The organism is Blastomonas sp. AAP25, assembly GCF_001295965.1.
Taxonomy (GTDB): Bacteria; Pseudomonadota; Alphaproteobacteria; order Sphingomonadales; family Sphingomonadaceae; genus Blastomonas; species Blastomonas fulva.
Genome location: NZ_LJHP01000014.1, coordinates 1 through 22,791, shown reverse-complemented (window position 1 = coordinate 22,791; position 22,791 = coordinate 1). Strand labels below are relative to the sequence as shown.

The window sequence follows — 22,791 nt, the reverse complement described above, 5'->3', positions numbered from 1 at the left end:
AAGGCATCCGCCTTGCGCATCAGGATAGCCGCTGCGGGCAGGGCCGATACATGCGACGAGGAGATTGACGGTTGGGCAAGCTGAGCAACAGAAAAGGCATCATCCTGGCAGGAGGCGCGGGCACCCGTCTGCATCCGCTGACCCGTGCCGCGTCGAAGCAGCTCATGCCGGTCTACGACAAGCCGATGATCTATTACCCGCTCTCCACGCTGATGCTGGCGGGCGTGCGCGAGATCATGATCATCACCACCCCGCATGATCAGGCCGCGTTCAAGGCGCTGCTGGGCGATGGCAGCGACTGGGGCATCGAGCTCACTTATGCGATCCAGCCCGATCCCGGCGGTCTGGCCCAGGCCTATCATATCGGCGCGGATTTCGTCGGCAGCGATCCTTCGGTGCTCGTACTGGGCGACAACATCTTCTATGGCCACGGCCTGGTCGATCTGCTCGCCGCCGCCGATGCGCGCACCGAAGGCGCCACCGTGTTCGGCTATCATGTCAGCGATGCCAAGGCCTATGGCGTGGTCTCGTTCGATGCCAACGGCAAGGCCGAGACGATCGAGGAAAAGCCCGAGCACCCCAAGTCGAATTACGCGGTCACCGGCCTGTATTTCTACGATGGCCGCGCGGTCGAGCTTGCGCGCGATCTCAAGCCCTCGCCGCGCGGAGAGCTCGAGATCACCGATCTCAACCGCATCTACCTTGAACAGGGCGATCTGTCGGTCGAGATCATGGGCCGCGGCTATGCCTGGCTCGACACCGGCACGCACGGATCGCTGCTCGATGCCGCGCTCTATGTCCGCGTCACCGAAGAACGCCAGGGGCTGAAGATCTGCTGCCCCGAAGAGATTGCCTGGCGCAACGGCTTTATCGACGATGCCCAACTCGAGCGCATCGCCACTCCGCTGCGCAAGAGCGGCTATGGCGATTACCTGTTCCAGCTGCTGGCCAACAAGGGGCAGGTGTGGTGATCATCAGTCCCGTTGATATTCCCGGCCCGCTGGTGATCGAGCCCAAGGTGTTCGGCGACGAGCGCGGCTTCTTCCTCGAAAGCTGGAACGAGGCGCGCTTCAAGGACGCTGGGCTCGACCTTGCCTTCGTGCAGGACAACCACAGCCGTTCGGCCAAGGGCGTGCTGCGCGGGGTGCATTTCCAGAACCCCAATCCGCAGGGCAAGCTGGTCCGTGTCGTGTCCGGCGCCGTCTGGGACGTCGCGGTCGATCTGCGCGCTTCCTCGCCTTATTTCGGCAAGTGGTTCGGGATCGAACTCAGCGCCGCCAACAAGCGGATGTTCTGGGTGCCTCCGGGCTTCGGCCACGGCTTCCTCACGCTCGAGGACGGCACCGATTTCCTCTACAAGTGCACCTCGCTGTATGAACCGGCGAGCGAGCAGTCGCTGCAATGGGATGATCCTGCCGTCGGCATCGACTGGCCGCTGGGCAATATCGTGCCGCAGCTCTCGCAAAAGGATCGCGAAGGCACCGCATTCGATCAGATCAAGGCGTATTCATGAAAGTCCTCATCGTCGGCGGCAAGGGCCAGTTGGGCCGGGGCCTTGCCGCAACCGCTCCTGCAGACGCGGATATCGTCAGCCATGATATCGACACGCTCGACATCGCCGATGCCGCAGCGCTCAGCGCCTGCGTCGCGGATGTCCGGCCCGATATCCTGTTCAACGCGGCGGCCTATACCGCGGTCGACAAGGCCGAAAGCGAAGAGGATGCGGCGCTGGTCGTCAACGGCACCGCGGTCGGCACGCTGGCCGATGCAGCGCGCGCGTGCGGCGCCCGGTTCGTCCATGTCTCGACCGATTTCGTGTTCGATGGCACCTGCGGCGTGCCCTATGCGCCCGTTGCCGCGCCGCATCCGGTCAGCGCCTATGGCCGCACCAAGCTGGCGGGCGAGCAGGCCGCGGGCAAGGATGCGCTGATCGTCCGCACCGCCTGGGTCTATGCGCCCACCGGCGGCAACTTCGTGCGCACGATGCTGCGTCTGATGGCTGAACGGCCCGAGGTGCGCGTGGTCGCCGACCAGATCGGCACGCCGACCTATGCGCCGGGCCTGGCCCAGGCGCTGTGGACCCTGGCGCGCGACGGCGTCACCGGCATCCACCATTACACCGACAGCGGCGCTGCCAGCTGGTATGATTTTGCCGTGGCGATCCAGGAAGAGGCGCTGGCCAGGGGGCTGCTCGAAAAGGCGGTCCCCGTGATCCCCATCACCACTGCCGAATTTCCCCTGCCAGCGCGCCGCCCGCATTATTCGGTGCTCGACAAGAGCTCGACCTTCGCCGCGCTGGGCGCACCCGCGCCGCACTGGCGATCCAACCTGCGGGTGATGCTGGGCGAAATCGCGGCCAATGGCTGACGCGGCAGCAGCGGGGGGCGCTGCCACTTCGGAAGGTCCGACGCGGTTTATCGGCGGAATCGACGGCCTGCGTGCCTTCGCGGTGCTGTCGGTCTTGTTCTACCATCTCGAAGCCAGCTGGATTCCCGGCGGCTTCGTCGGCGTAGATGTGTTCTTCGTCATCTCGGGCTTCGTTGTCGCGCATTCGGTCTATGATTCGGGCAAGACCAGCTTCACCGACTATTTCACCTGGTTCTATCGTCGCCGGTTGAGCCGGATCATGCCGGCGCTGTTCGCCTATGTGCTGGTGCTGGCGCTGGTCGGCATGCTGCTGCTGCCTTCGTCTCCGGCGACCAAGCTGATCGACATGACCGGGGTCAGCGCGATCGTTGGGGCGAGCAACCTGCTGCTGCTGTGGAAATCCAACGGCTATTTCGTCGCGGCCAGCGAGTTCAACACCTTCACCCACACTTGGTCGCTGGCGGTGGAAGAGCAATATTATCTGCTCTTCCCCTTCCTCTCCTATTTTCTGATCGTGCGGCGGCAGGCGCTGCCGTCTGCCCGCATGGTGACGCTCGGCCTCACCTGGGCGCTCTGCCTCGGCTCGCTGGTCGCAGCATGGCATTTCACTGCCGTCTGGCAGGATTTCGCGTTCTACATGCTGCCCACGCGCTTCTGGGAGCTCGGGCTCGGCCTGTTGCTGCGCTGCCAGCTCGATGGCTGGTCTGGCCGCAAGGGACTGCCGGTATCGGCGTCGCTGGTGAGCCCGGCGTCGGGGCTGGCGCTGCTTGCGTTGATAGCAAGCTTCTGGCTGGTGCCGGGGCGCGGGTTCCCCTTCCCCGGCGCATTGCTGCCGTGTCTCGCCACCGCAGCCCTGATCGTGTCCGTCTGGCTGTTCCCCGGTTCCATCGCCGATCGCCTGCTCAGCACCGCGCCGCTGCGCTTCGTCGGCAAGATCAGCTATTCGCTCTATCTGTGGCACTGGGGCGTCATCGTGATGATGCGCTGGACCACCGGGCTCGAGAGCCTGCCGCTCAAGCTGGCGGCGCTGGCAGCGATGTTCGCGCTGGCGATCGGCAGCTATTACTGGATCGAGCAGCCGTTGCGGCACAGCCGTCCGGTGCGCTCGGCCAGCATGCTGCGCTTCTTCGGCGCGTTCGCTGCGATCGGTGCGCTGGTCGGTGCGGTGACGGTGTCGATGGCCCTGCTGCGCCCGGTCGCCGGGCTCTCGGCGACCAACGACCGGCTGGTGTGGGATCCCTACAGCCTGCCCGAAGCGGCCGCCGCCGATTGCTCGGTGAGCCGTCAGGAGACAGGCCTTCAGGGTGGCAAGGAGATCGTCTTCACACCGCAGTGCGGGCGCGGCGATCTGCCCCAGGTGTTCATCACCGGCGATTCGCACGGCGGCGCCTATGAGCGGATGGCGTTCGAACTCGCGGCAAAGGCGCGGACACCGGTGCGCATCCTGTCGCGCGGCGGCTGCCCGCTGCTCGACGGCGCCTATCTCGCCCCCCGGCCAGACTGCGACGCTTTCCGCAACGCCGTGCTCGCCAGCGTGCGCAGCAACGCCCGCGCCAACGATGTCCTGCTCGTCTCGGCGTTGTACACGCCGCGCTATCGCGACGAATGGGGCGTGCCAGCAGCGCCCCCGGGCCCCGGCGTTCCCACCACGATCGGCCAGGGCGCTGCCCGCGCGATTGCGGCGCTGGCTCCCTTCAACAGGCTGGGCCTGCGCATCGTCCTCGAGGCGCCCAAGCCGACTTTGCCCACCGCGCTGTTCCGCTGCGCCGACGCCTGGACGCGCATAAACCCCTATTGTGACCGCAAAACCGACGTGCTAGCTGCCGAACAAATGCTGCGTCGCAGCAAAACCCTGGAGATGCTGACCATGGCGGTGGCAGCAACCCCGGGAGCAGAGATATGGGATCCCTTTCCCGTGCTGTGTCCGGGCACGACATGCAGGGGCTACAAGGATGGAAAGCCGCTTTATTTCGATACCGACCACCTGACGGGATACGCCAACACGCTGTTGCTGCCGTCCTTCGTCAAGACCATTCAATCCGGGTCGCCCGCATCCAGCCGCGCAGCCCAAGACATCAATCCTGGAAAGATCAACTGATGGCAAATCTGATTGTAACGGGCGGAGCCGGCTTTATCGGCGCCAATTTCGTGCACCGGTGGCGCAAGGTGGCGCCTGCCGATAGCGTCATCGTGCTCGATGCGCTGACCTATGCGGGCAACCGGGCCAATCTGGACGGGCTTGACGGGGTAGAGCTGGTCGAGGGCGACATCTGCGACACCGCATTGGTCTCGAAGCTGATGGCCGATCATGCGATCGACACGATCGTGCACTTTGCCGCCGAAAGCCATGTCGATCGCTCGATCACCGGGCCCGACGCGTTCGTCACCACCAACGTCATCGGTACGCACAGCCTGCTGAAGGCCGCCAAGACCGCGTGGCTGGACAAGGGCAGCGGCATGCCGCACCGGTTCCACCACGTTTCGACCGACGAAGTCTATGGATCGCTCGGCCCCGAGGACCCCGCGTTCAGCGAGACCACGGCCTATGCGCCCAACTCGCCTTATTCCGCGTCGAAGGCAGGCTCGGACCATCTGGTGCGCGCCTACCATCACACCTTCGGGCTCGAGACCACCACCAGCAACTGCTCGAACAATTACGGGCCCTACCAGTTTCCCGAAAAGCTCATCCCGCTGTTCGTGCTCAACGCATTGTCGGGCCGCAGCCTGCCGATCTATGGCGATGGCATGAACGTGCGCGACTGGCTGCACGTCGAGGACCATTGCCTGGGGATCGAGCTGATCATCAAGAACGGCCGGGTCGGCGAAGTGTACAATGTCGGGGGCGGGCAGGAGCTCCCCAATATCCGCGTGGTCGAGGAAATCTGCGCGGGCGTCGATGCGGCGTTTGCGGCCGATCCGACGCTGGCCCAGCGCTTCCCCGATGCGCCCGCCGCCAAGGGCCAGCCGACCGCCAGCCTCAAGACCTATGTCGAGGACCGCAAGGGCCATGACCGGCGCTATGCCATCGACGAGCGCAAGATCCGCGGCGAGCTGGGCTATGAACCCGCGCGCGATTTCCCCCAGGGCTTTGCCGAGACGCTTGCCTGGTATCTGGCCAATGAGGGCTGGTGGCAGCCGCTGCTCGAACGCGCGAAGCTGAACAAGGGTTGATGGCGGGCAAGGGGGATACCGTGACTCAATCCGCCACCAATCCGCGCCGCAGCGTCAACATTCTGGGCTGCCGGGGCGTTCCCGCCGCGCATGGCGGGTTCGAGACCTTCGCCGCGCGGCTTGCGCCCTATCTGGTGCAGCATGGCTGGGACGTGACCGTCTATTGCCAGGACGATGTCCAGCCGGGCGCCGACATGGGGTTTTACGACGACGAGTGGCAGGGTGTCCACCGCCGCCACATCCCGATCGCGCGGACAGGCCCGGTCGGCACGATCAGCTTCGATCTCAAGGCGACGCGCGACGTGCTGTCGCGCCCGGGGGTCGATCTGGTGCTGGGCTACAACACCGCCGTGTTCGCCGCATTGAACCGCATCAAGCGCCGCAAGGTGGTGATGAACATGGACGGGATCGAGTGGAAGCGCGCCAAATGGTCCGCAGCCGCCAAGGCCTGGTTCTACCTCAACGAGCGTGCCGGATCGTATCTGAGCCAGGTTGCGATTGCCGACCACCCCTCGATCTCGGACCATCTGCGTTCGGTCAGCGGCATCAAGTCGGTGGTGATCCCTTATGGGGCCGATCTGATCACCGGCGCCGATGCCGCGCTGCTCGAGCCGCTGGGTGTGACGCCGAACCGCTATTTCGTCTCGATCGCGCGGATCGAGCCTGAAAACTCGATTCTCGAGATCGTGCAGGCGTTCTCGCTCAAGCCCCGCAACGCGCGGCTGGTGGTGCTGGGCAAGCTGGAGGATGGCAACGCCTATCACCAGAAGGTCAAGGCGGCCGCCAGCGCCGAGGTTGATTTTCCCGGCGCGATCTACGACGCAGACCGGCTGGCGGCGCTGCGCTTCTACACGCTCGCCTATATGCACGGCCATCAGGTGGGCGGTACCAACCCCTCGCTGGTCGAGGCGCTGGGTGCCGGCAACCCGGTGATTGCGCACAACAACCGCTTCAACCTGTGGACCGCAGGCGAAGGGCAGTTCTATTTTGCGACCGTCGAGGAGTGCGCCGCGCATATGGAGCATCTGCTTGACCATCCTGCCGCAGCCGATGCCGCGCGGGTGGCCGCCCGCGCCCGCTATGCTCGCGATTTCGAGTGGGAAAAGGTGCTGGGCCAGTACCGCATGCTGCTCGAAGATGTCGCCGACGGCGCACCGGTGAAGCCGGCCTATTGATGCGCGCCGCGCCCGGCCTCCAGCCGAAAGGGGCAAGCGCATGAGCGCCGGTCCCGCCCCGGTGGCGGTGGCGCCGCGCGTGGCGATCGCCATCGTCAACTGGCGCAATGCGGCCGACACCATCGCCTGCCTCGAATCGCTGCAGCATCTGGCCGACCCGGATGTCGCGGTGCTCGTGTGCGAGAATGGCTCGGGCGACGGATCGGCGGAAAAGCTTGCCGCCTGGGCAGCAGGGCCGCTCGCGCAATCGGGTCGGACCTTCCGGATGCTGTCCGACAGCGATCTGAACAATACCGCGCCGGACCATTATCTCACGATCATCGCCTCGCAGCGCAACCTGGGCTTTGCCGGCGGCAACAACCTGTGCATCTCGCTGGCGCTGGCGGACAGGGGCATCGAGGCGGTCTGGCTGCTCAACAATGACACCGAGGTTCTACCCGATTCGCTGAGCGCACTGCGCGCCCGGATGGCCGAGGATCCGCGGATGGGAATCTGTGGATCGACCCTGGTCTACCACCACGACAAGACCACAGTGCAGGCGGTGGCGGGGCGCTATGACATCGCGCGCGGTGCGGGCGGCGAGATCGGCCAGGGCGCGACGCTCGCGACATTGCCCTCGCGCGCCGAGGTGGAGGCGCAGATGTCCTATCCCCCCGGCGCATCGATGCTGGCGTCGCGGCGCTTCATCGATGCGGTCGGGCTGATGGAGGAAAGCTATTTCCTCTATTTCGAGGAGATCGACTGGACATTGCGCGGCAAGCCGCAGTTCACCGTGGGCTGGGCGCCGGGATCTGTGGTGTTCCACAAGGAAGGCGGCTCGATCGGCACCAACGCCCGCGGCCGCCCCAGCGACCTTTCGCTCTACTACAATCTGGTCAACCGCCTGCGCGTCGCCAAACGGTTCCAGCCGGGCGCGGTGCCTGCCAATATCGCGCGGCTGTGCGCCATCGCAGCGAAATACGGGCTGAAGGGCGATATGCGCGGGGTGCGCATCGTGCTGCACGCGCTTCGCGATTTCCTGGCCGGTCGCTATCGCACGGGCGCCTGGCTGTCGGCCAGCCGCGCACCCACGCCCATCAAGGGAAAAAGCTGAACCCATGTCTTCCGCCGCGTCCAGCCCCAAGCCCGCCATCGCGATCATCGAGACGATCGGCTCGCATGGCGGCATGCATTATTACACCGACAACCAGGCGCACGCGCTGGTCAATCAGGGGCATGCCACGACCCTGTATTCGCTGCCTGCATCGACCGACGTGGGCGCACGCTATCGCAAGGTGGATACCTTCAAGGCGATCTATGGCTCCGATCCCAAGGCAATCCGCGGCCTGCGGCTGATGCGCGACCTGACGACATCTTTGCTCGCCGCCAAAAAGTCCGGCGCAAAGGTGTGCATCTTTCACCTGTTCAAGATGGATATCTTCGAACTTTACGCGGTGCGGTTGTGCAAGCTGCTGGGGATGAAATCCATGGCGATCGTGCACGATGTGGCGCGGCTCGATCAGCCCAACCAGCGTCCGCAGCTCGGCCGCATCGCAGCCGCGTGCGATCTGCTGATCGCGCACAACGGCTTTTCGCAGACCGCGTTGCTGGCGGCGCTGGATGGAGCGCCCGCCAACGTCACCGTGGTGCCTTCGGGCAACTACATCGCGCAATTCCCCGACCCGCCCTCCAAGGTGCAGGCGCGCGAGCGGCTGGGCCTGCCGCAGGACAAGCTCGTCATCCTGTTCTTCGGCAATCCGCGTCGCGAAAAGGGCCTGCATGTGCTGCTCGAGGCATTGGTGGCGCATCGCGACGATGCGCGGCTGCTGCTGCTGGTCGCGGGCAAGATGAAGCCTGAAGAGGAGGCCGAGTACCGCGCCTTTGCCAGCGAACACGGCCTGAACGACCGGATCCGGTTCGATATCGGCCATGTCGACGATGCCGACGCCCCGGCCTATTACCGCGCGCCGGACATCGTCGCGCTGCCGTATCTTCGAATCTACGAAAGCGCGGTGGCGCTGATGGCGATGAGTTTGGAGCGGCCGGTGCTGGCCAGCGATCTGCCACCGATGCGCGATGTCATCGGCGACGATGCGCGCGGCTTGCTTTTTGCCGCGAGTGATGCGCAATCGCTTTCAGCCCGCATCGGCGAACTGCTGGCTAACCCGGAACAGCTGACCGATCTGGCGACGAATGCGGCCACCTATGCCGCGCGAGACCGCCATTGGGACGTGACCGGCAGGATGCTATCGGCGCAAGCCGAATCACTTTAGACCCGTAACCTCACCAGTTCTGGGCGCATATGACCTCTGGAGGATCGATGAAGGCACTTATTACAGGCGTAACCGGACAGGACGGCGCGTATCTGGCAGAAAACCTGCTCGAGCGCGGCTACACGGTCTATGGAACGTACCGGCGCACCAGCTCGGTCAACTTCTGGCGGCTTGAAGAGCTGGGGGTCGACAAGCACCCCAATCTGCATCTGGTCGAATACGACCTGACCGATCAGGGTTCCGCGATCCGCCTGCTCGATTCGACCGGCGTGACCGAGGTCTACAACCTTGCCGCGCAGAGCTTCGTCGGCGTGTCCTTCGACCAGCCGATGACCACCGGCGCGATCACGGGCCTGGGCGTCACCAACCTGCTCGAGGCGATCCGGATCGTGAACCCCAAGATCCGCTTTTACCAGGCATCGACATCGGAGATGTTCGGCAAGGTTCAGGCGATCCCGCAAACCGAGGACACCCCGTTCTATCCGCGCAGCCCTTATGGCGTGGCCAAGCTCTATGCGCACTGGATGACGATCAACTATCGCGAAAGCTATGGCCTGTTCGGCACCAGCGGCATCCTGTTCAACCACGAATCGCCGCTGCGCGGACGCGAGTTCGTGACACGCAAGATCACCGACACCGTCGCCAAGATCCATCTGGGCAAGGCCGATGTGCTCGAGCTCGGCAACATCGATGCCAAGCGCGACTGGGGCTTTGCCCGCGACTATGTCGAAGGCATGCGGCTGATGCTGCAGCATGACGAGCCCGAAACCTTCGTGCTGGCGACCAACCGCACAGTCACCGTGCGCGATTTCGTCACGCTGGCGTTCGCCGAAACCGGCGTGGCTATCGAATGGAGCGGCAAGGAAGAAAACGAGGTCGGCACCGATCCGGCCACCGGGCGTCAGCTTGTCCGCATCAATCCACGCTTCTATCGCCCCGCAGAGGTCGATCTGCTGATCGGCGGCGCCGACAAGGCCGAGCGCCTGCTCGGCTGGAAGAGCAGCACCCCGCTCGAGGAGCTGTGCCGACTGATGGTGGCTGCGGACATTGAGCGCAACACGCGCGGCGCCTCGTTCTGATGCGGGTTCTCGTGACCGGCGCTGACGGCTTTACCGGCACCTATCTGGTGGCGGAACTGCTGTCGCGCGGGCACGAGGTTGTCCCGTTTGCCAGCGATATCACTGATGCCGCGGCGGTCGATGCGGAAGTCGCAGCCGTCAGTCCCGACCGGGTGATCCACCTGGCCGCGATCGCGTTCGTGGGCACCGATGCGGTCGACCCGTTCTATCAGGTCAACCAGCTGGGCACCTATCACCTGCTCGATGCCGTTGCGCGGCACGCGCCGCGTGCGCATGTGCTGATTGCCAGCAGCGCCAACATCTATGGCAACACGACCGGCGGCTATCTCGATGAATCCACCCCGCCCAACCCCGCCAACCATTATGCGGTGAGCAAATGGGCGATGGAACTGGGCGCGCGGATGTGGGCGGACCGGCTGCACATCACCATCGCGCGGCCGTTCAACTACACCGGTGTGGGGCAGGAAGAGCAGTATCTTATCCCCAAGATCGTGGCGCATTTCCGCAGGCGTGAACCGGTGATCACTTTGGGCAATATCGATGTAAGCCGCGATTTCGGCGATGTGCGCTCGGTGGTCGCGGCCTATTGCGGGCTGAGCCTGGCACCCCCTGCTCACCAGGTCGTGAATGTCTGCACCGGCAGGGTATGGAATATCCGCCAGATCATCGCCATCGCCAGCCGGATCACCGGACACGATATCGAGATCGCCACAAATCCCGCGTTCATGCGCGCGAACGAGGTCGAAATTCTCGCAGGCGATGCCAGCCTGCTGCAATCGCTGCTTCCAGACTGGCAGCCAAAAAGCCTGGAAGATACGTTGGAATGGATGCTGGCGGCATGATACGAGCCGTTGAACCGCTTTCCTGGGGTAATTGATGACACAAGAGACCGCCCTCGATCCATCACGGATGGATTACCACAAGCACATTCGCGAAGAGATCATTCCGCTGGTTCCCAATGGCGGCGGGACGCTGCTGGATGTGGGCGGCGGGGTTGGTGCTACGGCCGTGCGGCTCAAGCAGCTCGGCAAGGCGGACCGGGTCGGTGTGATCGATCTGATCGATGCCACCGCCGAAGGCGTGCACAAGGATTTCAGCTATAGCGGCAACATCGAAGAGCCGGCCTTTCTGGATTCGGTGCTGCAAGCCGAAGGGCCGTTCCAGACGATCCTGTGCCTCGATGTGCTCGAGCACCTCGTCGATCCGTGGAAGATCGTCGCCCGGCTGCACAAGGCGCTGGTGCCCGGTGGCGTGATCGTCGCGAGCGTGCCCAATGTGCGGCACTATTCCGCCTTCCTTCCGCTGGCCTTCCAGAATCGCTGGGACCTGGCCGATGACGGCATTCTCGATCGCACGCATCTGCGTTTCTTCGTCCGCAGCACGGCCATCGAACTGATGACCAGCTCGGGGCTCAAGCTCGAGGAGATCCGGGGCAACGCGCCGGGTGGCACCAAGGTCAAGCTCGCGCGGGCGCTGAGCCTGGGCGCGCTCAACAGCTTCACCAACCTCCAGTATCTCATCCGCGTGCGACGGACTGACTGACGAACCGCGTCTGCGCGAATCGGTTTTGGTGCCGAAACGCGCGACGGTTCGCCGCTTCGAGTTATCGCCTGAATACGCCGGACCGTGCGCCGACCACGGCCATCGTGGCTGGGATCCGGCGGCCTGCTATTGTGCATTGCAGCAGACTCTGGTATTGCTTGGCCGTATGGGCGCATGATGGATCGAATCGCAGGAGCCAAATCCAATATGCTGACAGCCAAGAAATCCGCGCTTGTCACCCCTGCCAGCCTTACCGGTCAGGACCTTGATTCCGCCCCAATCCAGACGGGGCATGGGGATCATGTGGATTTCGACACGCTCGTCCGGCTCGACGGCCTCAAGGGCCGCAAGCGGATGCGCGGCCTCATGTCGCTGCTGTCAATCGCGACCGATGTCACCTCGATCATGGCGGGCTTCTTCCTCGCCAGCCTGCTATACCTCGGCAGCCTCGATACCGATCACGCCACCAACATGGTCGCGATCAGCGTCCCCTTGTTCCTGCTGTTTTCGCTCAACAACAATGCGCACAACACCCGCAAGGTCAGCAATCTTTGGTCCGGCATCGCCTCGGCCGCAGGCGCGCTCGTGCGGGCGGCGGGATGCCTGTTGCTGATCGCCTTCTTCATGAAGATCGGCGCGGAGTTCTCGCGCGGGGTGTTCTTCCTGGGCATTGTCTTCAGCCTTGCCGGCATCGCGGTGACCCGCACCATCACCCGCGTGGTGTTCCGCAAGCGGCTGGACGAAGGGGTGTACGCGATCCTGTGCATCTACGACGGCGTCCCGATGGCAGCGACCGCAGGTCCCGGCGCGATCGAGGCACGGGCGATGGGCCTGCATCCCGATCTAGCGAGCGCGGTGGCGGTCAACCGTCTGGGCACTTTGGCCAAGGGCATGGACCGCGTGGTGATCCACTGCTCGCCTCAGGCGCGGTCGGCCTGGGCATCGGCGCTCAAGACGCTCGACGTGCGCTGCGAAATCGTGGTGCCCGAACTCGACGAATTCGCCGCGCTCAGCATTTCCAAGCGTTCCGGCCATACCAGCCTGTTGCTCAACAGCGGTCGGCTGGCCTGGAACCACCAGATGATGAAGCGCGCCTTCGATCTTGCCATTTCGCTGGCAGCCTTGCCCTTCCTGCTGCCGTCCTTCGCGCTGGTCGGTCTTGCGATCAAGCTCGACAGCCGCGGCCCGGTGTTCTTCCGGCAGGAACGGATCGGCCTTGGCAACCGGCCGTTCAAGATCTGGAAGTTCCGATCGATGCGCACGGAAGTGTGCGATGCCAATGGCAACCGCTCCACGTCGCGCGATGACGACCGCATCACCCGCGTGGGTCGCATCCTGCGCAGCACCAGCATCGATGAACTGCCACAGATCCTCAACGTGCTGTTCGGCGACATGAGCCTGGTCGGGCCGCGCCCGCATGCGCTGGGTTCGCGCGCGGAAGATGCGCTGTTCTGGGATATCGACGAGCGTTACTGGCAGCGCCACGTGGTCAAGCCCGGCCTCACCGGCCTTGCGCAGGTGCGCGGGTTCCGCGGTGCTACCGAGCAGAAGACCGATCTCACGCTGCGGCTGCAGTCGGATCTGGAATATGTGTCGCACTGGAGCCTGATGTCGGACATCCGCATCCTGCTGGGCACCGCGATGGTGGTGTTTCACAAGAACGCATTCTGACCGGCATCGTCCGGTCGATTGGGTTCAGCGCTGCGCACCCGTCTCGGGCGGAGCGAACAGCGCAGCATCGATGGGCTCGCCGACCTTCACCTCGCGCCAGTACACCGTGTTCGCCTTCACCCCGTTGTAATACAGCGTGACTTCGCGCGCCTGCACCCATCCTGAGGGCAGGCGGATAAAGTCGTCATAGTGCCGCTCGTGAAAGCCGCGCGGGGTGACGAAACCCATATAGCGGATATAGTGGCTCTGCCGGTCGATGCCGAACAGGGTGGTCGCGCCATCGGGGGAGATTACCCGGATCAGCGCGATCGAGTGGCCGCCGACATCGCGATCGGGCGCGCGTTCCAACGTGAAGCCGGTGCCCAGCGCTTCGCGGATGATACCGAAGCCGAAATTGCTCGCCCAATAGGCATCGGCCTGGTCCTTGGGCATCACGCCCTTTTCGGTCCAGGTGGTGGTCCCGTCATACCCGACCTCGAACATCAGCCTGTCTCCGGACTTTGCGGTGATCCGCACCTTGCCGTCTGCGCCGTGCGCGGTGGTGCGGTTCGGATTCATCGCGCGCCACATGCGATAGTCGTCCGCGGTGCTGCGCGGGGTGGCGCTGTCGGGTGAATAGAAGACCGCATGGCCTGCCAGATACAGCGTCGTTGGGTTGAGCCAGGCCTCGCCGCCCGCTGCTTCGACCGCGCGCTCCAGCACCGCGCGCGCGTTCTCTTCGGGCGCTGCGCGCAAAGGAACCAGCGCCAGGCACAGCCATGCCGCAGCCATACAGAACATCCGGACCATCATCGTCTCCTGCCTTCATGGGTGCCAAGACTAGCACGTCCTTCGTGAAGCGCAATTTGTCCGGACATTTCGATTGACCCGGGCGCCCGCCGCCGCTTCAATGCAACGATGACATCTCTTCTCCCCGCGCTGCTGATCGGCGTCGCCAGCCCCGCGCTGGCGCAGCCTGCGCCCGTCGCCCAGGGCATCTTCACCAACGAGGAGCAGGTGTATTTCGACGGCGAGGCCGGCCGCACGCCGCCGCCGTGGACCGGGGTACAGATCGATCCGGGCGAGGGTTCGGCGCTGGTCTGGCAGACGATCGACCGGTTCGGAACCGTGCTGGCCAGCGAAGCCGTGGTCGCAAGCGCCGATCGATGGCGCATCGGCGATTGCACGCTGGGGCTGACCGCGTCGCCTGATGGCGCGATGACCTTCTCGCCGCAAAGCAAAGGCTGTGCCGGGGCGGCCGTGCCGCTGCGGATCGATGGCGCTGGCATGACGCTGCGCCTTCCCGATGGCAGCACTACGCTGCTGCGCCGGGCGCGGCCGTTCACCTGCTGGCTGACGGTGAAGCGCGATGCCGCTGGATCTGCCGGTGCCACGTCCGAGAACAACGAGGACTGGCTGTTCAAGAGCAACATGCGCACCCATGATCAGGGCGGGCGGCTGCGGCTTGGCGGCGGCGACAGCGGCGCGCCTGAAGCCATCATCCGTATCCGCAATGTGGTCTGGCCCGAGCCGACCCGCAACCGCCCGAGCCTCGTGCTCTATGTCTTTACCCCCGATGACACGAACCGGGCGGTCGCCTATGGCTGGGCCGACCCCGGCGCGGTCCGGGTCGGAATCAACCAGCGCTGGATGCAGGCCAGTTGCACATTGGATGGAGCAGAATGATGCAGGCACGCACAGCGATGTTCGCGCGGACCGGTGGGCCCGAAGTGATCGAATGGCACACGGTCGATGTCCCCGCACCCGGTGCAGGTGAGGTGACGCTGCGCCAGACCGCGGTTGGTCTCAATTATATCGATACCTATCATCGCGGCGGGATCTACCCGGTGGAGCTGCCCAGCGGTCTGGGGCTGGAAGCGGCAGGCTTCATCGAAGCGGTCGGCGAAGGCGTCGAAGGCCTGGCGGTAGGCGACCGCGTCGCGACCTTTGGCCCGGCGCGCGGTGCCTATGCCGATGTGCGCAATGTCGCGGCGTCGAGCCTGTTCAAGCTGCCCGACAACATTTCCGACGAGATCGCGGCTGCGGCCCTGCTCAAGGGCTGCACCACCGAGTTTCTGGTCGAGCGCTGCGCCAGGGTCCAGCCGGGTCAGGCGGTGCTGGTCCATGCCGCCGCCGGCGGGGTGGGGCTGCTGCTGGTACAATGGCTCAAGGCCGTGGGCGCGACCGTGATCGGTACGGTAAGCAGCGAGGCCAAGGCCGCGCTCGCGCAGCAGGCGGGCGCCGGCCATATCGTGTTCTATACCCGCGAGGACACCGCCAAGCGCGTTCGCGAACTGACCGGTGGCGCGGGCGTGCGCGTGGTGTTCGACGGCGTCGGGCTCGATACCTGGGAAGCCTCGCTCGACAGTACCGGCAAGCGCGGGCTGATCGTCTCCTATGGCAATGCCAGCGCGCCGGTGACCGGGATCAGCCTAGGCGTGCTCGCCACCAAGGGTTCGCTCTACAACACCCGGCCAACATTGTTCGATTACTACACCGACCCCGCCGAACGCGCAGCCGGCGCAGCGCGGCTGTGGGAGATGATCGGATCGGGCAAAGTCAAGGTCACCATCGGCCAGACCTATCCGCTCGAACAGGCGGCGCAGGCGCACCGCGATCTCGAATCACGCGCGACGAGCGGATCGACCTTGCTGGTTCCTTGACGGGGTAACGCAACGAAGCCCTATCCCATCTCCCGCGAAGGCGGGAGCCCATCTCCCATCCGCTGTGCTATCTGGCTGGGGCAGGAGATGGGCCCCTGCGTCCGCAGGGGACCGCGTCAGCCGATGCAGACCGGGCAGTCTTCGGCGGGTTCGTCCGCCACCGCGGCTACCATCGCTCGCAGAAGGTCGGCGCGGCCTTCGCGCAGATGCGGTGTCACGGATAGCGGCGGTGCCGTGATCGCTGCCCTGACGCCTGCGGCCAGCGGGTTGATGATCGGGATATCGACCGCGTCCGCGATTCCATCGGCCATGCCCGACATGCAGGTGCAGCCCAGCATCACCGCCTCGGCGCCGCGCGCGGCAAGCTCGGCGACACCCGCGAGCACCTTGCCGACCACGCCCGTACGGCCTTCGCGGACCTGCGCCAGATAGCCGTCGGGCCCGGACAGCGTCTCGGTATCGCTCTCCTCTCCGACATTGACGATGCCGACACAGAGCTCTGCGCAACCGCTCGCGGAAAGGCGTTCGGCAAGGATGAAGTTCATCGATTCGTGCCAGACGGTGACGATCCCGAACCTGCGGCCCTGCGCAGCCGCCTCGGCCAGCCCCGCCTCGCCCGATCCGATCGCAGGGACAGGCAGCATCGCGCGTATTGCGGCGAGCCCGTAATCGCCGACGCTGTCGATCACCACCGCGCCGCAGCCATCATCGGCTGCCTGCAGCGCGGCCTCGGCATGCCCAAGCGCCTGCATCGCCTGTTCGAGCGGGGTGTAGGGGAAGGCAGGGACGCGCGAGGGGAAGGCGATGAGTTCGATCCCGGGAAAAAGCGCCGCCAGCTCGGGGGCCGGGCCTGTCCGCGCCAGCGGATCGACCGCCGCCCCGATCAGACCGATCCGCCTCACAACAGCCCGGTCTCGATCAGCTCGATCAGTTCGCCCGAGGGCCCGCGCACCGTGGCGGCCATGTTGCCCATGTACAGGTCTCCATGCCGCAGCACCGGCTCGGTCAGGAATTCCACGTCGAGATCGTCGAAGCTCTCGACCGCCAGCGTCACCAGTGCATTGCCCGGCGGCAGCATGCCGGCATGCGCGGGGCGGATGGTCGCTTCCGGCGGATAATCGTCGATCTCCAGGATCGGCAGCCGCTCGTTCTGCACCATGGTGATGACCGTCTGCGTTCCCGCCGGCTTGGCGAAGGCAGCGTTGATCATCGAGTATTCGAGCGTGTAGCTGTCACCCTCGTCGAGCCTGAGCGCGTGGCGGTACCAGTCGACCGAGGCCATCCGGTCCTGCGCCGCGAGGATCACGATGAAGATATGGTCGGTCAGGCTCATTGCCCTGGGCAGGTCGGACGAGGGCGTATCCATCGCCACCTCGTTCAGATAGATCATCTCGTCGCCGCGCCCCAGAACCTGCATCGGGATGAAATAGGGCAGGCCCGCGATCTCCTTGGGCGGGCCGATGACGCGAAACCCGCTGCCCTCGAGCCGATCTGGCCAGCCGAACACGTCCTTGACCGTCAGCTCATAAGCGGCCCAGCCATAGGTGCGGGTGGGTTTGAAATCGGGATGGTCTGCCTGCTCGACCAGCCGGATAAAGCAGTGCGCGCCGCTTTGGGGGCGCAGCATCGCATAAGGCGCGCCTGCGCTCTGTGGGCACCCCCAGCTCGCGGCAAGATCGGCAGCAAGCGGGCCCGTCTCGACCAGATCGAGCCCCAGCCGCCCCTGATAATCGGCCAATGCCGCGTCCAGATCGGGCGTGACGACAACGCCCCCCATGATCGTTCCGTGCTTGAGGTGATGCGACATCGGTGGGCCTTTCGGTTATGCGGACAGGACAGGCTTTCTTGTGCAGGCGGGCAAGGTCAGTGCGGCAAAGGGGTCGGCCTGTGCGGCCAGAAAACTCTCGACCAAAGCGGCGGCCTCGTTCGCATGCAGATCGAGAAAGCCATGGCCCCAGCCATCGAGCATCACCATGCGAGCATGGCTAAGCAACGCAGGTGCGGGCAGGGTGTGCGCGCGCAGGTCATCCTCGGGATTGAGCAGCAGCACCGGCTGATCGACGTCCGCCAGCCGCATCCCCGGAGCAAAGCCGAACGCGGCATCATGCCCCCAATGCTCGATGTTGCGGCCCATCAGCCCATCGGGAAAGGCATCGTTGATCGCGTCGAGCGGCAGCCCGCCGGCCGAGAAGTGGTGGTGAAAGCGCTGCCAGCGGTGCAGGATGTGGCTGCCGTCGGCCTCTGGCGCGCGATGGCGGTATTCGGCGCGCATCTGGGCGAGGTCCTCTGCCGTGAACACCGGCGCGGAGACCAGCACCAGCCGCCGGATCTGCCGGGGGCGCTCGGCGGCCAGCTGGCAGGCAATCATCGATCCGGTGTGATAGCCCATCAGGTCGACCGCGCGGTTTGCCACGATCGCCTCGATTCCCGCGATCAGCGCATCGGCGTAATCGGCGATGGCGGGCGGGCGCGGCGGGGCATCGGACATGCCGAAGCCCGGCGTGTCGAACGCCATCACATGCCGCCCGCTGATCGCGGACAACGGCCCCATGAAACGCTCGAAGGTGCGCCCGGTCATCGGGCTCATATGGAAGCAGGCAATGCTCGGACGGGCCGGATCGGGCTGTCCTGCCTCGCGCACGTGGATCTGGCCGAAAGGGCCGTCGACATAGCGGCGGCGCACGGTTGCAGGTGATGCAACGCCGTCCATCCTGTCAGAACTCCGCCTTGCGCTTGGCGAGGAACGCCGCGACGCCCTCGGCGAAATCTGGCCCGCCAAAGGCATCGGAAAACTGCGCCAGCGTTTCGGCATCGTCCTCGGCCTGGCCGTGGAGGATGCGGCTGATCATCGCCTTGCTGGCGCGCACACTATGCGACGAAACCTGGGCGATTTGAACCGCAAGCGCTTGTGCGGCGGCGGCGGCATCGTCGGCCAGTTCGTCGATCAGCCCGATCCGCAGCGCCTGGTCCGCATCGATCAGCTGCGCGGTGAACAGGATGCGCTTGGCCGCCGCTGGGCCCACCAGATCGACCAGCAGCTTGGTATCATGCAGCGAATAGACGAGGCCCAGTTTGGCAGGCGTGATCCCGAACCGCGCGGCAGGCGCCGCAATGCGGAAATCGCAGGCCAGCGAGAGCCCGCAGCCGCCGCCGATGCAGTCGCCCTCGATCTGCGCGATCACCGGCTTGGGCGCGCGCGCCAGCGTCTCCATCGCGCGGCGGATCGCGGCCTGGTTTTTGGTGCGCCAGTGCGGGTCCTGCGCGCCTGCACCGAATTCGGCGATATCCGCTCCCGCGCTGAACGCACCCGGCTGGCTCGCGCGCAGGATCATCACGCGCACGTCCGGGTTGATCATCGCCTGGTCGATGAGCCCGGGCAGCTGTTCCCACATGCTTTGCGTGAACGCGTTGCGCTTGTCGGGCCGGTCGACGATCAGGTGCGCGATGCGGTTATCGAGGGTAAGGGAGAGGGTCATGGCTTCACCGTCCAGGCGAAATGCTGCGCGATCGCGCGCCTTGTCGTCACCCACACGTCGTTCTTGCTGCGCACATGGCGGAAGAACTCCTCCAGCGCCCAGATGCGCCCGGGCCTGCCGATGATTCGCAGGTGCAGCCCCAGCGACATCATCTTGGGATTGCCCTCCTCGCCTTCCGCATAGAGCTGGTCGAAGCAGCGCACCGCGTAGTCGAGCCACTGGTTCGGCGTCATCGCCGGATCGGTCCACATCTTCATGTCGTTGGTGTCGAGCTGATAGGGCATGATCACCATCGGCTTGCCGGGCACGGTGTCGCGGTCCCAATAGGGAATGTCGCCCGAATAGTCGTCCATATGATATTCGAACCCGGCCTCGCTGAGCAGGCGGCGGGTGTTGTCGGTGTGCAGATAGCGCGACAGCCAGCCATAGGGACGGGTGCCCGTGGTCTTCTCGATCGAGTCGACGGCCTTCGCGATGAACTCGCGCTCGGCCGCTTCGTCCATCTTGAACTGGTGCACCCAGCGCCAGCCATGGCTGACCGGCTCGTGGCCCAGCTCGACGATGGCCGCAGCGATCTCGGGATGATTTTCCAGCGCCATCGCCGCCACCGTCCAGCTCGCCATGATGTCATAGCGCTTCAAGAGCTTGACCACGCGCGGCGCGCCGGCCTTGATGCCGTAGAGATAGTTGCTCTCGTTGCCATAGTTGCGGATGGCGGATTTGACGTGGACACCCAGCTCGTCGACCGGCTCCATCCCCCGGTCGCCGCGCGCGATGGTCATCTCGCTGCCTTCCTCGACATTGACCACGACGCTCAACGCCAGCTTCGCGCCGTTTGGCCAGTCGATCCGTTCTTCGATCATTTCACTTCGTCTCCAAAATCCCTCTCCCATGACGGGAGAGGGTTGCGCAGACTTGGACCTGGCAAGGTCCTAGTCGAAGCTGGGAGAGGGTGATGCTGCGGTGGCGATCTTGCGCCCCCCTCTCCAACTGCGCCTGGCGAGCAAGCTCGCAAGGCTTCGTATCCTCTCCCGCAAGGGGAGAGGAGGTTTGCGTCAGTGCATCTCCTCGCCGCCCGAGACGTTGAGCGCCTCGCCGGTGACGTACACCGCATCGTCGCTCGCCAGCCACGCGCAGGCGGACGCGGTGTCGCTGGCAAGGCCCGGGCGGCCCATCGGGTTCTTGGCCTTCATGTTGGCAAGATACGCCTCGACGCTGGCAAAGCCCAAGAGCTTCGAGAAATACTCGTTCTGCTGCGCGCCCAGGCCGGTGGTGACATGGTTGGGGCAGACCGCGTTGACGGTGATCCCGTGCGCGCCCAGCTCCACCGCGCTCGCGCGCGTCAGCCCGACCATGCCATGCTTCGAGCTGACATAGGCGGGCAGGTGCGGAAAGCCGGTCTTGGCGGCCTGGCTGGCGATGTTGATGATCCGCCCGCCGCGCGCACCTGCGATCATCGCCCTGGCCGCAGCCTGGGTGCAGTAGAACGCGCCCGACAGGTTGACGGCGAGCACCTGGTCCCAGTCGGCCGGGTCGACATCGAGCAAAGGCTTCATCATGAAGCCGATCCCAGCATTGTTGACGAAGACATCGAGCGACCCGAACGCGGCGATCGCGCCATCGACCAGCGCGCGGCATTCGTCCGCTTTGGCGACGTTGCACGCGATCGCCTCGACCTTTGCCCCGCGCCCGCGCAGTTCGGCGGCGACCTCTTGCGCCTCGGCATCGATGACGAGGTCCGAGAGCACGCAGTTCGCGCCCTCATCGGCAAAGCGCTGCAGGATCGCCTGGCCCAGCCCCTTGTGCTTGCCCGAGCCGGTGACGACGATCGTCTTCCCCTCGAACCGGCGCATCACAGATCCTCGGTGAGGATGAACTGCGGGTTGTCGGCATAATCCTGGAAGGGCGCGGCCATCGCCTGGAATTCGGGGGTGCTGATGTCGGCGATAAACGGGTCCATCGCGGCAATGTCGATGATCTCGATATAGGCGTACGGCGAGGCGGCGTCCGATCCGAACAGTCCGGTCGCGCGGTGCACGGTAAAGCTGCTGACCGACGACAGCGCGTTGACGCCGGGAATGTCGCGGGTGCGCGCCCAGTCTTCATAGTCGCTGACCGATACGCCGGGCTTGAGATTGAACAGCACGATGATCTTCATGGGACGGGCTCCTTGGCTAGAGTGGGCGGGCGATAGGCGGCGAGCGCGGCATCGAGCGCGCGCGCGCGGGCGAACAGGGCAACCTCGCTCCCCGTCGCGCCGATCAGTTGCACGCCGACGGGCAGGCCATCGGCGCTGAACCCTGCGGGCAGAGCGAGCGCGGGCAGGCCTGCGACATTGGCGAGGCAGGTGAAATCGGCCTGGTTGGCTGGGGCTGTGGCGGAATGCGCAAACGCGGTCTGCGGCGCGGTGGGCAGCAGCAAGGTGCCATGGTCGGCGACGATCGCGCGCACCGCGTCCGCCGTTTCGGCCAGTACGCGCTGGTCCTCGGCCCAGTCCGCCTCCGCCCGGCGCGGGCCATATGCGATCAGCCGCCTGAGGTGATCGGAGAGCAGGGCCGGGTCGGCGTCGGCGAAGTGCGTGGCCATGAAGCGCACGGTCCGTATGAACCCGGCATAGCGCACCCGCGAGAGCGGGTGGGGCAGGGTGACGTGCGCGATCTCGCCGATCGCGGACCTTGCCGCGCCGAAACCCTCCAGCACCGCGGGCTCGCATTCGACGGCGCCAAGATCGGCCAGTGTCGCACATCCGAGCGCGGCAGGCGCTTCGCCGAACTCGGAGATGACGCGCGCGACCTTTTCGAGCAGATCGAGCGAGCGCGCCAGCGGGCCGATTGCATCGAAGCCGGGCTCGGCGAGCTCGAGACCATGCTGGCTGACGCGCTCGGGGCCCGGCTTGAAGCCATAGATGCCGCAATAGGCCGCCGGGATGCGGATCGATCCCATGGTGTCGGTGCCAAGCGCCGCATCGCACAGCTTTGCGGCGACCGCCGCGCCGCTGCCGCCCGAGGAGCCTCCGGGGGTGTAGCCGTGCGCGTGCGGGTTGTGGGTGGCGCCGAACCATGGGTTGTCGGTCTTGGCGCCGAGCGCTGCTTCCTCCATGTTGAGGATGCCGGCGATCGACGCCCCGGCAGCGCGCAGACGGGCGACGACTTCGGCGTCCTCGCTGGCGATCCGGTCACGGAACAGCGCCATGCCGGCGGTCCAGTGCAGGCCTGCGACCGCGATGTTGGCCTTCACGCCGACGGTGATGCCGGTGAGGGAGCCGGACGATGTGGGAGCGTCGGGGGCGTGTTCGACAAAGGCGTTGTAGGGGTCGAGGGTCACCTTCCCCTCCCTTTCAGGGAGGGGTTAGGGGTGGGTAGGCGAGATGGAGCCGACAGTGGTGCTCGCATCCACCCCCCCCCCCCCCCCCCCCC

General features: G+C 65.4%; 23 protein-coding genes. 14 read left to right on the top strand and 9 right to left on the bottom strand.

The window, feature by feature from the left end; genetic code table 11:
* The first annotated feature begins 71 nt into the window (after window positions 1–71).
* The 12 genes from rfbA to IP68_RS11290 all read left to right on the top strand — a co-directional run bounded on the left by rfbA (window position 72) and on the right by IP68_RS11290 (window position 13,257).
* Window positions 72–971 carry a glucose-1-phosphate thymidylyltransferase RfbA gene (rfbA, locus tag IP68_RS11345; RefSeq protein ID WP_231683935.1) on the top strand — a complete coding sequence of 300 codons (900 nt, stop codon included), beginning with the start codon at window positions 72–74 and terminating at the stop codon, window positions 969–971.
* Entirely contained in the window at window positions 968–1,513 is a 546-nt protein-coding gene (gene rfbC, locus IP68_RS11340; RefSeq protein ID WP_054135183.1) for a dTDP-4-dehydrorhamnose 3,5-epimerase, read from the top strand. Before rfbA ends, rfbC begins: the two co-directional genes overlap by 4 nt.
* On the top strand, window positions 1,510–2,367 hold the full coding sequence (gene rfbD / locus IP68_RS11335; protein ID WP_054135110.1) for a dTDP-4-dehydrorhamnose reductase: 858 nt from the start codon (window positions 1,510–1,512) through the stop codon (window positions 2,365–2,367). Before rfbC ends, rfbD begins: the two co-directional genes overlap by 4 nt.
* Window positions 2,360–4,465, top strand: a complete 2,106-nt coding sequence (locus IP68_RS11330; protein WP_054135109.1) for an acyltransferase family protein — start codon at window positions 2,360–2,362, stop codon at window positions 4,463–4,465. Before rfbD ends, IP68_RS11330 begins: the two co-directional genes overlap by 8 nt.
* Window positions 4,465–5,538 (top strand): dTDP-glucose 4,6-dehydratase, encoded by a 1,074-nt coding sequence (rfbB, locus tag IP68_RS11325; RefSeq protein ID WP_054135108.1) that lies wholly within the window; start codon window positions 4,465–4,467, stop codon window positions 5,536–5,538. Before IP68_RS11330 ends, rfbB begins: the two co-directional genes overlap by 1 nt.
* A gap of 20 nt (window positions 5,539–5,558) precedes the next feature.
* A complete protein-coding gene (locus tag IP68_RS11320) occupies window positions 5,559–6,713 on the top strand; it encodes a DUF1972 domain-containing protein (protein ID WP_197275786.1) in 1,155 nt (384 codons plus the stop codon).
* Window positions 6,714–6,753: 40 nt separating this feature from the next.
* Complete coding sequence (locus tag IP68_RS11315; RefSeq protein WP_054135106.1) at window positions 6,754–7,806, top strand: glycosyltransferase family 2 protein; 1,053 nt, start codon at window positions 6,754–6,756, stop codon at window positions 7,804–7,806.
* A gap of 4 nt (window positions 7,807–7,810) precedes the next feature.
* The gene (locus IP68_RS11310; protein WP_054135105.1) at window positions 7,811–8,965 is read left to right on the top strand and encodes a glycosyltransferase family 4 protein; all 1,155 of its coding nucleotides are present in this window, start codon (window positions 7,811–7,813) and stop codon (window positions 8,963–8,965) included.
* A gap of 47 nt (window positions 8,966–9,012) precedes the next feature.
* Window positions 9,013–10,044, top strand: coding sequence for a GDP-mannose 4,6-dehydratase (gene gmd / locus IP68_RS11305; protein WP_054135104.1), 1,032 nt, complete (start codon window positions 9,013–9,015; stop codon window positions 10,042–10,044).
* An 11-nt stretch (window positions 10,045–10,055) separates the two neighbouring features.
* Complete coding sequence (locus tag IP68_RS11300) at window positions 10,056–10,886, top strand: GDP-mannose 4,6-dehydratase (RefSeq protein WP_231683931.1); 831 nt, start codon at window positions 10,056–10,058, stop codon at window positions 10,884–10,886.
* A gap of 34 nt (window positions 10,887–10,920) precedes the next feature.
* A complete protein-coding gene (locus IP68_RS11295; protein WP_082382307.1) occupies window positions 10,921–11,586 on the top strand; it encodes a bifunctional 2-polyprenyl-6-hydroxyphenol methylase/3-demethylubiquinol 3-O-methyltransferase UbiG in 666 nt (221 codons plus the stop codon).
* Window positions 11,587–11,793: 207 nt separating this feature from the next.
* Window positions 11,794–13,257: an exopolysaccharide biosynthesis polyprenyl glycosylphosphotransferase gene (locus tag IP68_RS11290; protein ID WP_197275785.1), complete on the top strand. Its 1,464-nt coding sequence runs from the start codon at window positions 11,794–11,796 to the stop codon at window positions 13,255–13,257.
* 24 nt (window positions 13,258–13,281) lie between these two features.
* Here IP68_RS11290 and IP68_RS11285 read toward each other — a convergent pair whose 3' ends face one another.
* Complete coding sequence (locus IP68_RS11285; RefSeq protein WP_156318070.1) at window positions 13,282–14,028, bottom strand: hypothetical protein; 747 nt, start codon at window positions 14,026–14,028, stop codon at window positions 13,282–13,284.
* Between the two features lie 126 nt (window positions 14,029–14,154).
* Here IP68_RS11285 and IP68_RS11280 point away from each other — a divergent pair, with 126 nt between their 5' ends.
* Window positions 14,155–14,922 carry a hypothetical protein gene (locus IP68_RS11280; protein ID WP_054135099.1) on the top strand — a complete coding sequence of 256 codons (768 nt, stop codon included), beginning with the start codon at window positions 14,155–14,157 and terminating at the stop codon, window positions 14,920–14,922.
* Window positions 14,922–15,899: a quinone oxidoreductase gene (locus IP68_RS11275; RefSeq protein ID WP_054135182.1), complete on the top strand. Its 978-nt coding sequence runs from the start codon at window positions 14,922–14,924 to the stop codon at window positions 15,897–15,899. The genes IP68_RS11280 and IP68_RS11275 overlap by 1 nt, the downstream gene beginning before the upstream one ends.
* Before the next feature lie 116 nt (window positions 15,900–16,015).
* On the opposite strand, the gene IP68_RS11270 is transcribed toward IP68_RS11275, so the two are convergent.
* The 8 genes from IP68_RS11270 to IP68_RS11235 all read right to left on the bottom strand — a co-directional run bounded on the left by IP68_RS11270 (window position 16,016) and on the right by IP68_RS11235 (window position 22,699).
* Window positions 16,016–16,801, bottom strand: a complete 786-nt coding sequence (locus IP68_RS11270) for an aspartate/glutamate racemase family protein (protein WP_054135098.1) — start codon at window positions 16,799–16,801, stop codon at window positions 16,016–16,018.
* Window positions 16,798–17,706, bottom strand: a complete 909-nt coding sequence (locus tag IP68_RS11265; RefSeq protein WP_054135097.1) for a hypothetical protein — start codon at window positions 17,704–17,706, stop codon at window positions 16,798–16,800. The genes IP68_RS11270 and IP68_RS11265 overlap by 4 nt, the downstream gene beginning before the upstream one ends.
* 15 nt (window positions 17,707–17,721) lie before the next feature.
* On the bottom strand, window positions 17,722–18,609 hold the full coding sequence (locus IP68_RS11260) for an alpha/beta fold hydrolase (RefSeq protein WP_054135096.1): 888 nt from the start codon (window positions 18,607–18,609) through the stop codon (window positions 17,722–17,724).
* Window positions 18,610–18,613: 4 nt separating this feature from the next.
* On the bottom strand, window positions 18,614–19,375 hold the full coding sequence (locus IP68_RS11255) for an enoyl-CoA hydratase/isomerase family protein (RefSeq protein WP_054135095.1): 762 nt from the start codon (window positions 19,373–19,375) through the stop codon (window positions 18,614–18,616).
* Window positions 19,372–20,238, bottom strand: coding sequence for a polysaccharide deacetylase family protein (locus IP68_RS11250; RefSeq protein WP_054135094.1), 867 nt, complete (start codon window positions 20,236–20,238; stop codon window positions 19,372–19,374). Before IP68_RS11250 ends, IP68_RS11255 begins: the two co-directional genes overlap by 4 nt.
* A 192-nt stretch (window positions 20,239–20,430) precedes the next feature.
* Entirely contained in the window at window positions 20,431–21,228 is a 798-nt protein-coding gene (locus IP68_RS11245) for an SDR family NAD(P)-dependent oxidoreductase (RefSeq protein WP_054135093.1), read from the bottom strand.
* Complete coding sequence (locus tag IP68_RS11240) at window positions 21,228–21,533, bottom strand: REDY-like protein HapK (protein WP_054135092.1); 306 nt, start codon at window positions 21,531–21,533, stop codon at window positions 21,228–21,230. Before IP68_RS11240 ends, IP68_RS11245 begins: the two co-directional genes overlap by 1 nt.
* On the bottom strand, window positions 21,530–22,699 hold the full coding sequence (locus tag IP68_RS11235) for an amidase (RefSeq protein WP_054135091.1): 1,170 nt from the start codon (window positions 22,697–22,699) through the stop codon (window positions 21,530–21,532). The genes IP68_RS11240 and IP68_RS11235 overlap by 4 nt, the downstream gene beginning before the upstream one ends.
* Window positions 22,700–22,791 lie beyond the last annotated feature (92 nt).

What these genes read in the sequence shown, in the direction of transcription:
- IP68_RS11315 (WP_054135106.1), top strand. Translation starts at nt 6,754, where the DNA reads ATGAGCGCCGGTCCCGCCCCGGTGGCGGTGGCGCCGCGCGTGGCGATC.
- gmd (WP_054135104.1), top strand. Translation starts at nt 9,013, where the DNA reads ATGAAGGCACTTATTACAGGCGTAACCGGACAGGACGGCGCGTATCTG.
- IP68_RS11310 (WP_054135105.1), top strand. Translation starts at nt 7,811, where the DNA reads ATGTCTTCCGCCGCGTCCAGCCCCAAGCCCGCCATCGCGATCATCGAG.
- IP68_RS11255 (WP_054135095.1), bottom strand. Translation starts at nt 19,375, where the DNA reads ATGACCCTCTCCCTTACCCTCGATAACCGCATCGCGCACCTGATCGTC.
- rfbD (WP_054135110.1), top strand. Translation starts at nt 1,510, where the DNA reads ATGAAAGTCCTCATCGTCGGCGGCAAGGGCCAGTTGGGCCGGGGCCTT.
- IP68_RS11275 (WP_054135182.1), top strand. Translation starts at nt 14,922, where the DNA reads ATGCAGGCACGCACAGCGATGTTCGCGCGGACCGGTGGGCCCGAAGTG.
- IP68_RS11240 (WP_054135092.1), bottom strand. Translation starts at nt 21,533, where the DNA reads ATGAAGATCATCGTGCTGTTCAATCTCAAGCCCGGCGTATCGGTCAGC.
- IP68_RS11330 (WP_054135109.1), top strand. Translation starts at nt 2,360, where the DNA reads ATGGCTGACGCGGCAGCAGCGGGGGGCGCTGCCACTTCGGAAGGTCCG.
- IP68_RS11250 (WP_054135094.1), bottom strand. Translation starts at nt 20,238, where the DNA reads ATGATCGAAGAACGGATCGACTGGCCAAACGGCGCGAAGCTGGCGTTG.
- IP68_RS11260 (WP_054135096.1), bottom strand. Translation starts at nt 18,609, where the DNA reads ATGGACGGCGTTGCATCACCTGCAACCGTGCGCCGCCGCTATGTCGAC.
- IP68_RS11285 (WP_156318070.1), bottom strand. Translation starts at nt 14,028, where the DNA reads ATGGCTGCGGCATGGCTGTGCCTGGCGCTGGTTCCTTTGCGCGCAGCG.
- IP68_RS11265 (WP_054135097.1), bottom strand. Translation starts at nt 17,706, where the DNA reads ATGTCGCATCACCTCAAGCACGGAACGATCATGGGGGGCGTTGTCGTC.
- IP68_RS11295 (WP_082382307.1), top strand. Translation starts at nt 10,921, where the DNA reads ATGACACAAGAGACCGCCCTCGATCCATCACGGATGGATTACCACAAG.
- IP68_RS11290 (WP_197275785.1), top strand. Translation starts at nt 11,794, where the DNA reads ATGCTGACAGCCAAGAAATCCGCGCTTGTCACCCCTGCCAGCCTTACC.
- IP68_RS11245 (WP_054135093.1), bottom strand. Translation starts at nt 21,228, where the DNA reads ATGCGCCGGTTCGAGGGGAAGACGATCGTCGTCACCGGCTCGGGCAAG.
- rfbB (WP_054135108.1), top strand. Translation starts at nt 4,465, where the DNA reads ATGGCAAATCTGATTGTAACGGGCGGAGCCGGCTTTATCGGCGCCAAT.
- IP68_RS11280 (WP_054135099.1), top strand. Translation starts at nt 14,155, where the DNA reads ATGACATCTCTTCTCCCCGCGCTGCTGATCGGCGTCGCCAGCCCCGCG.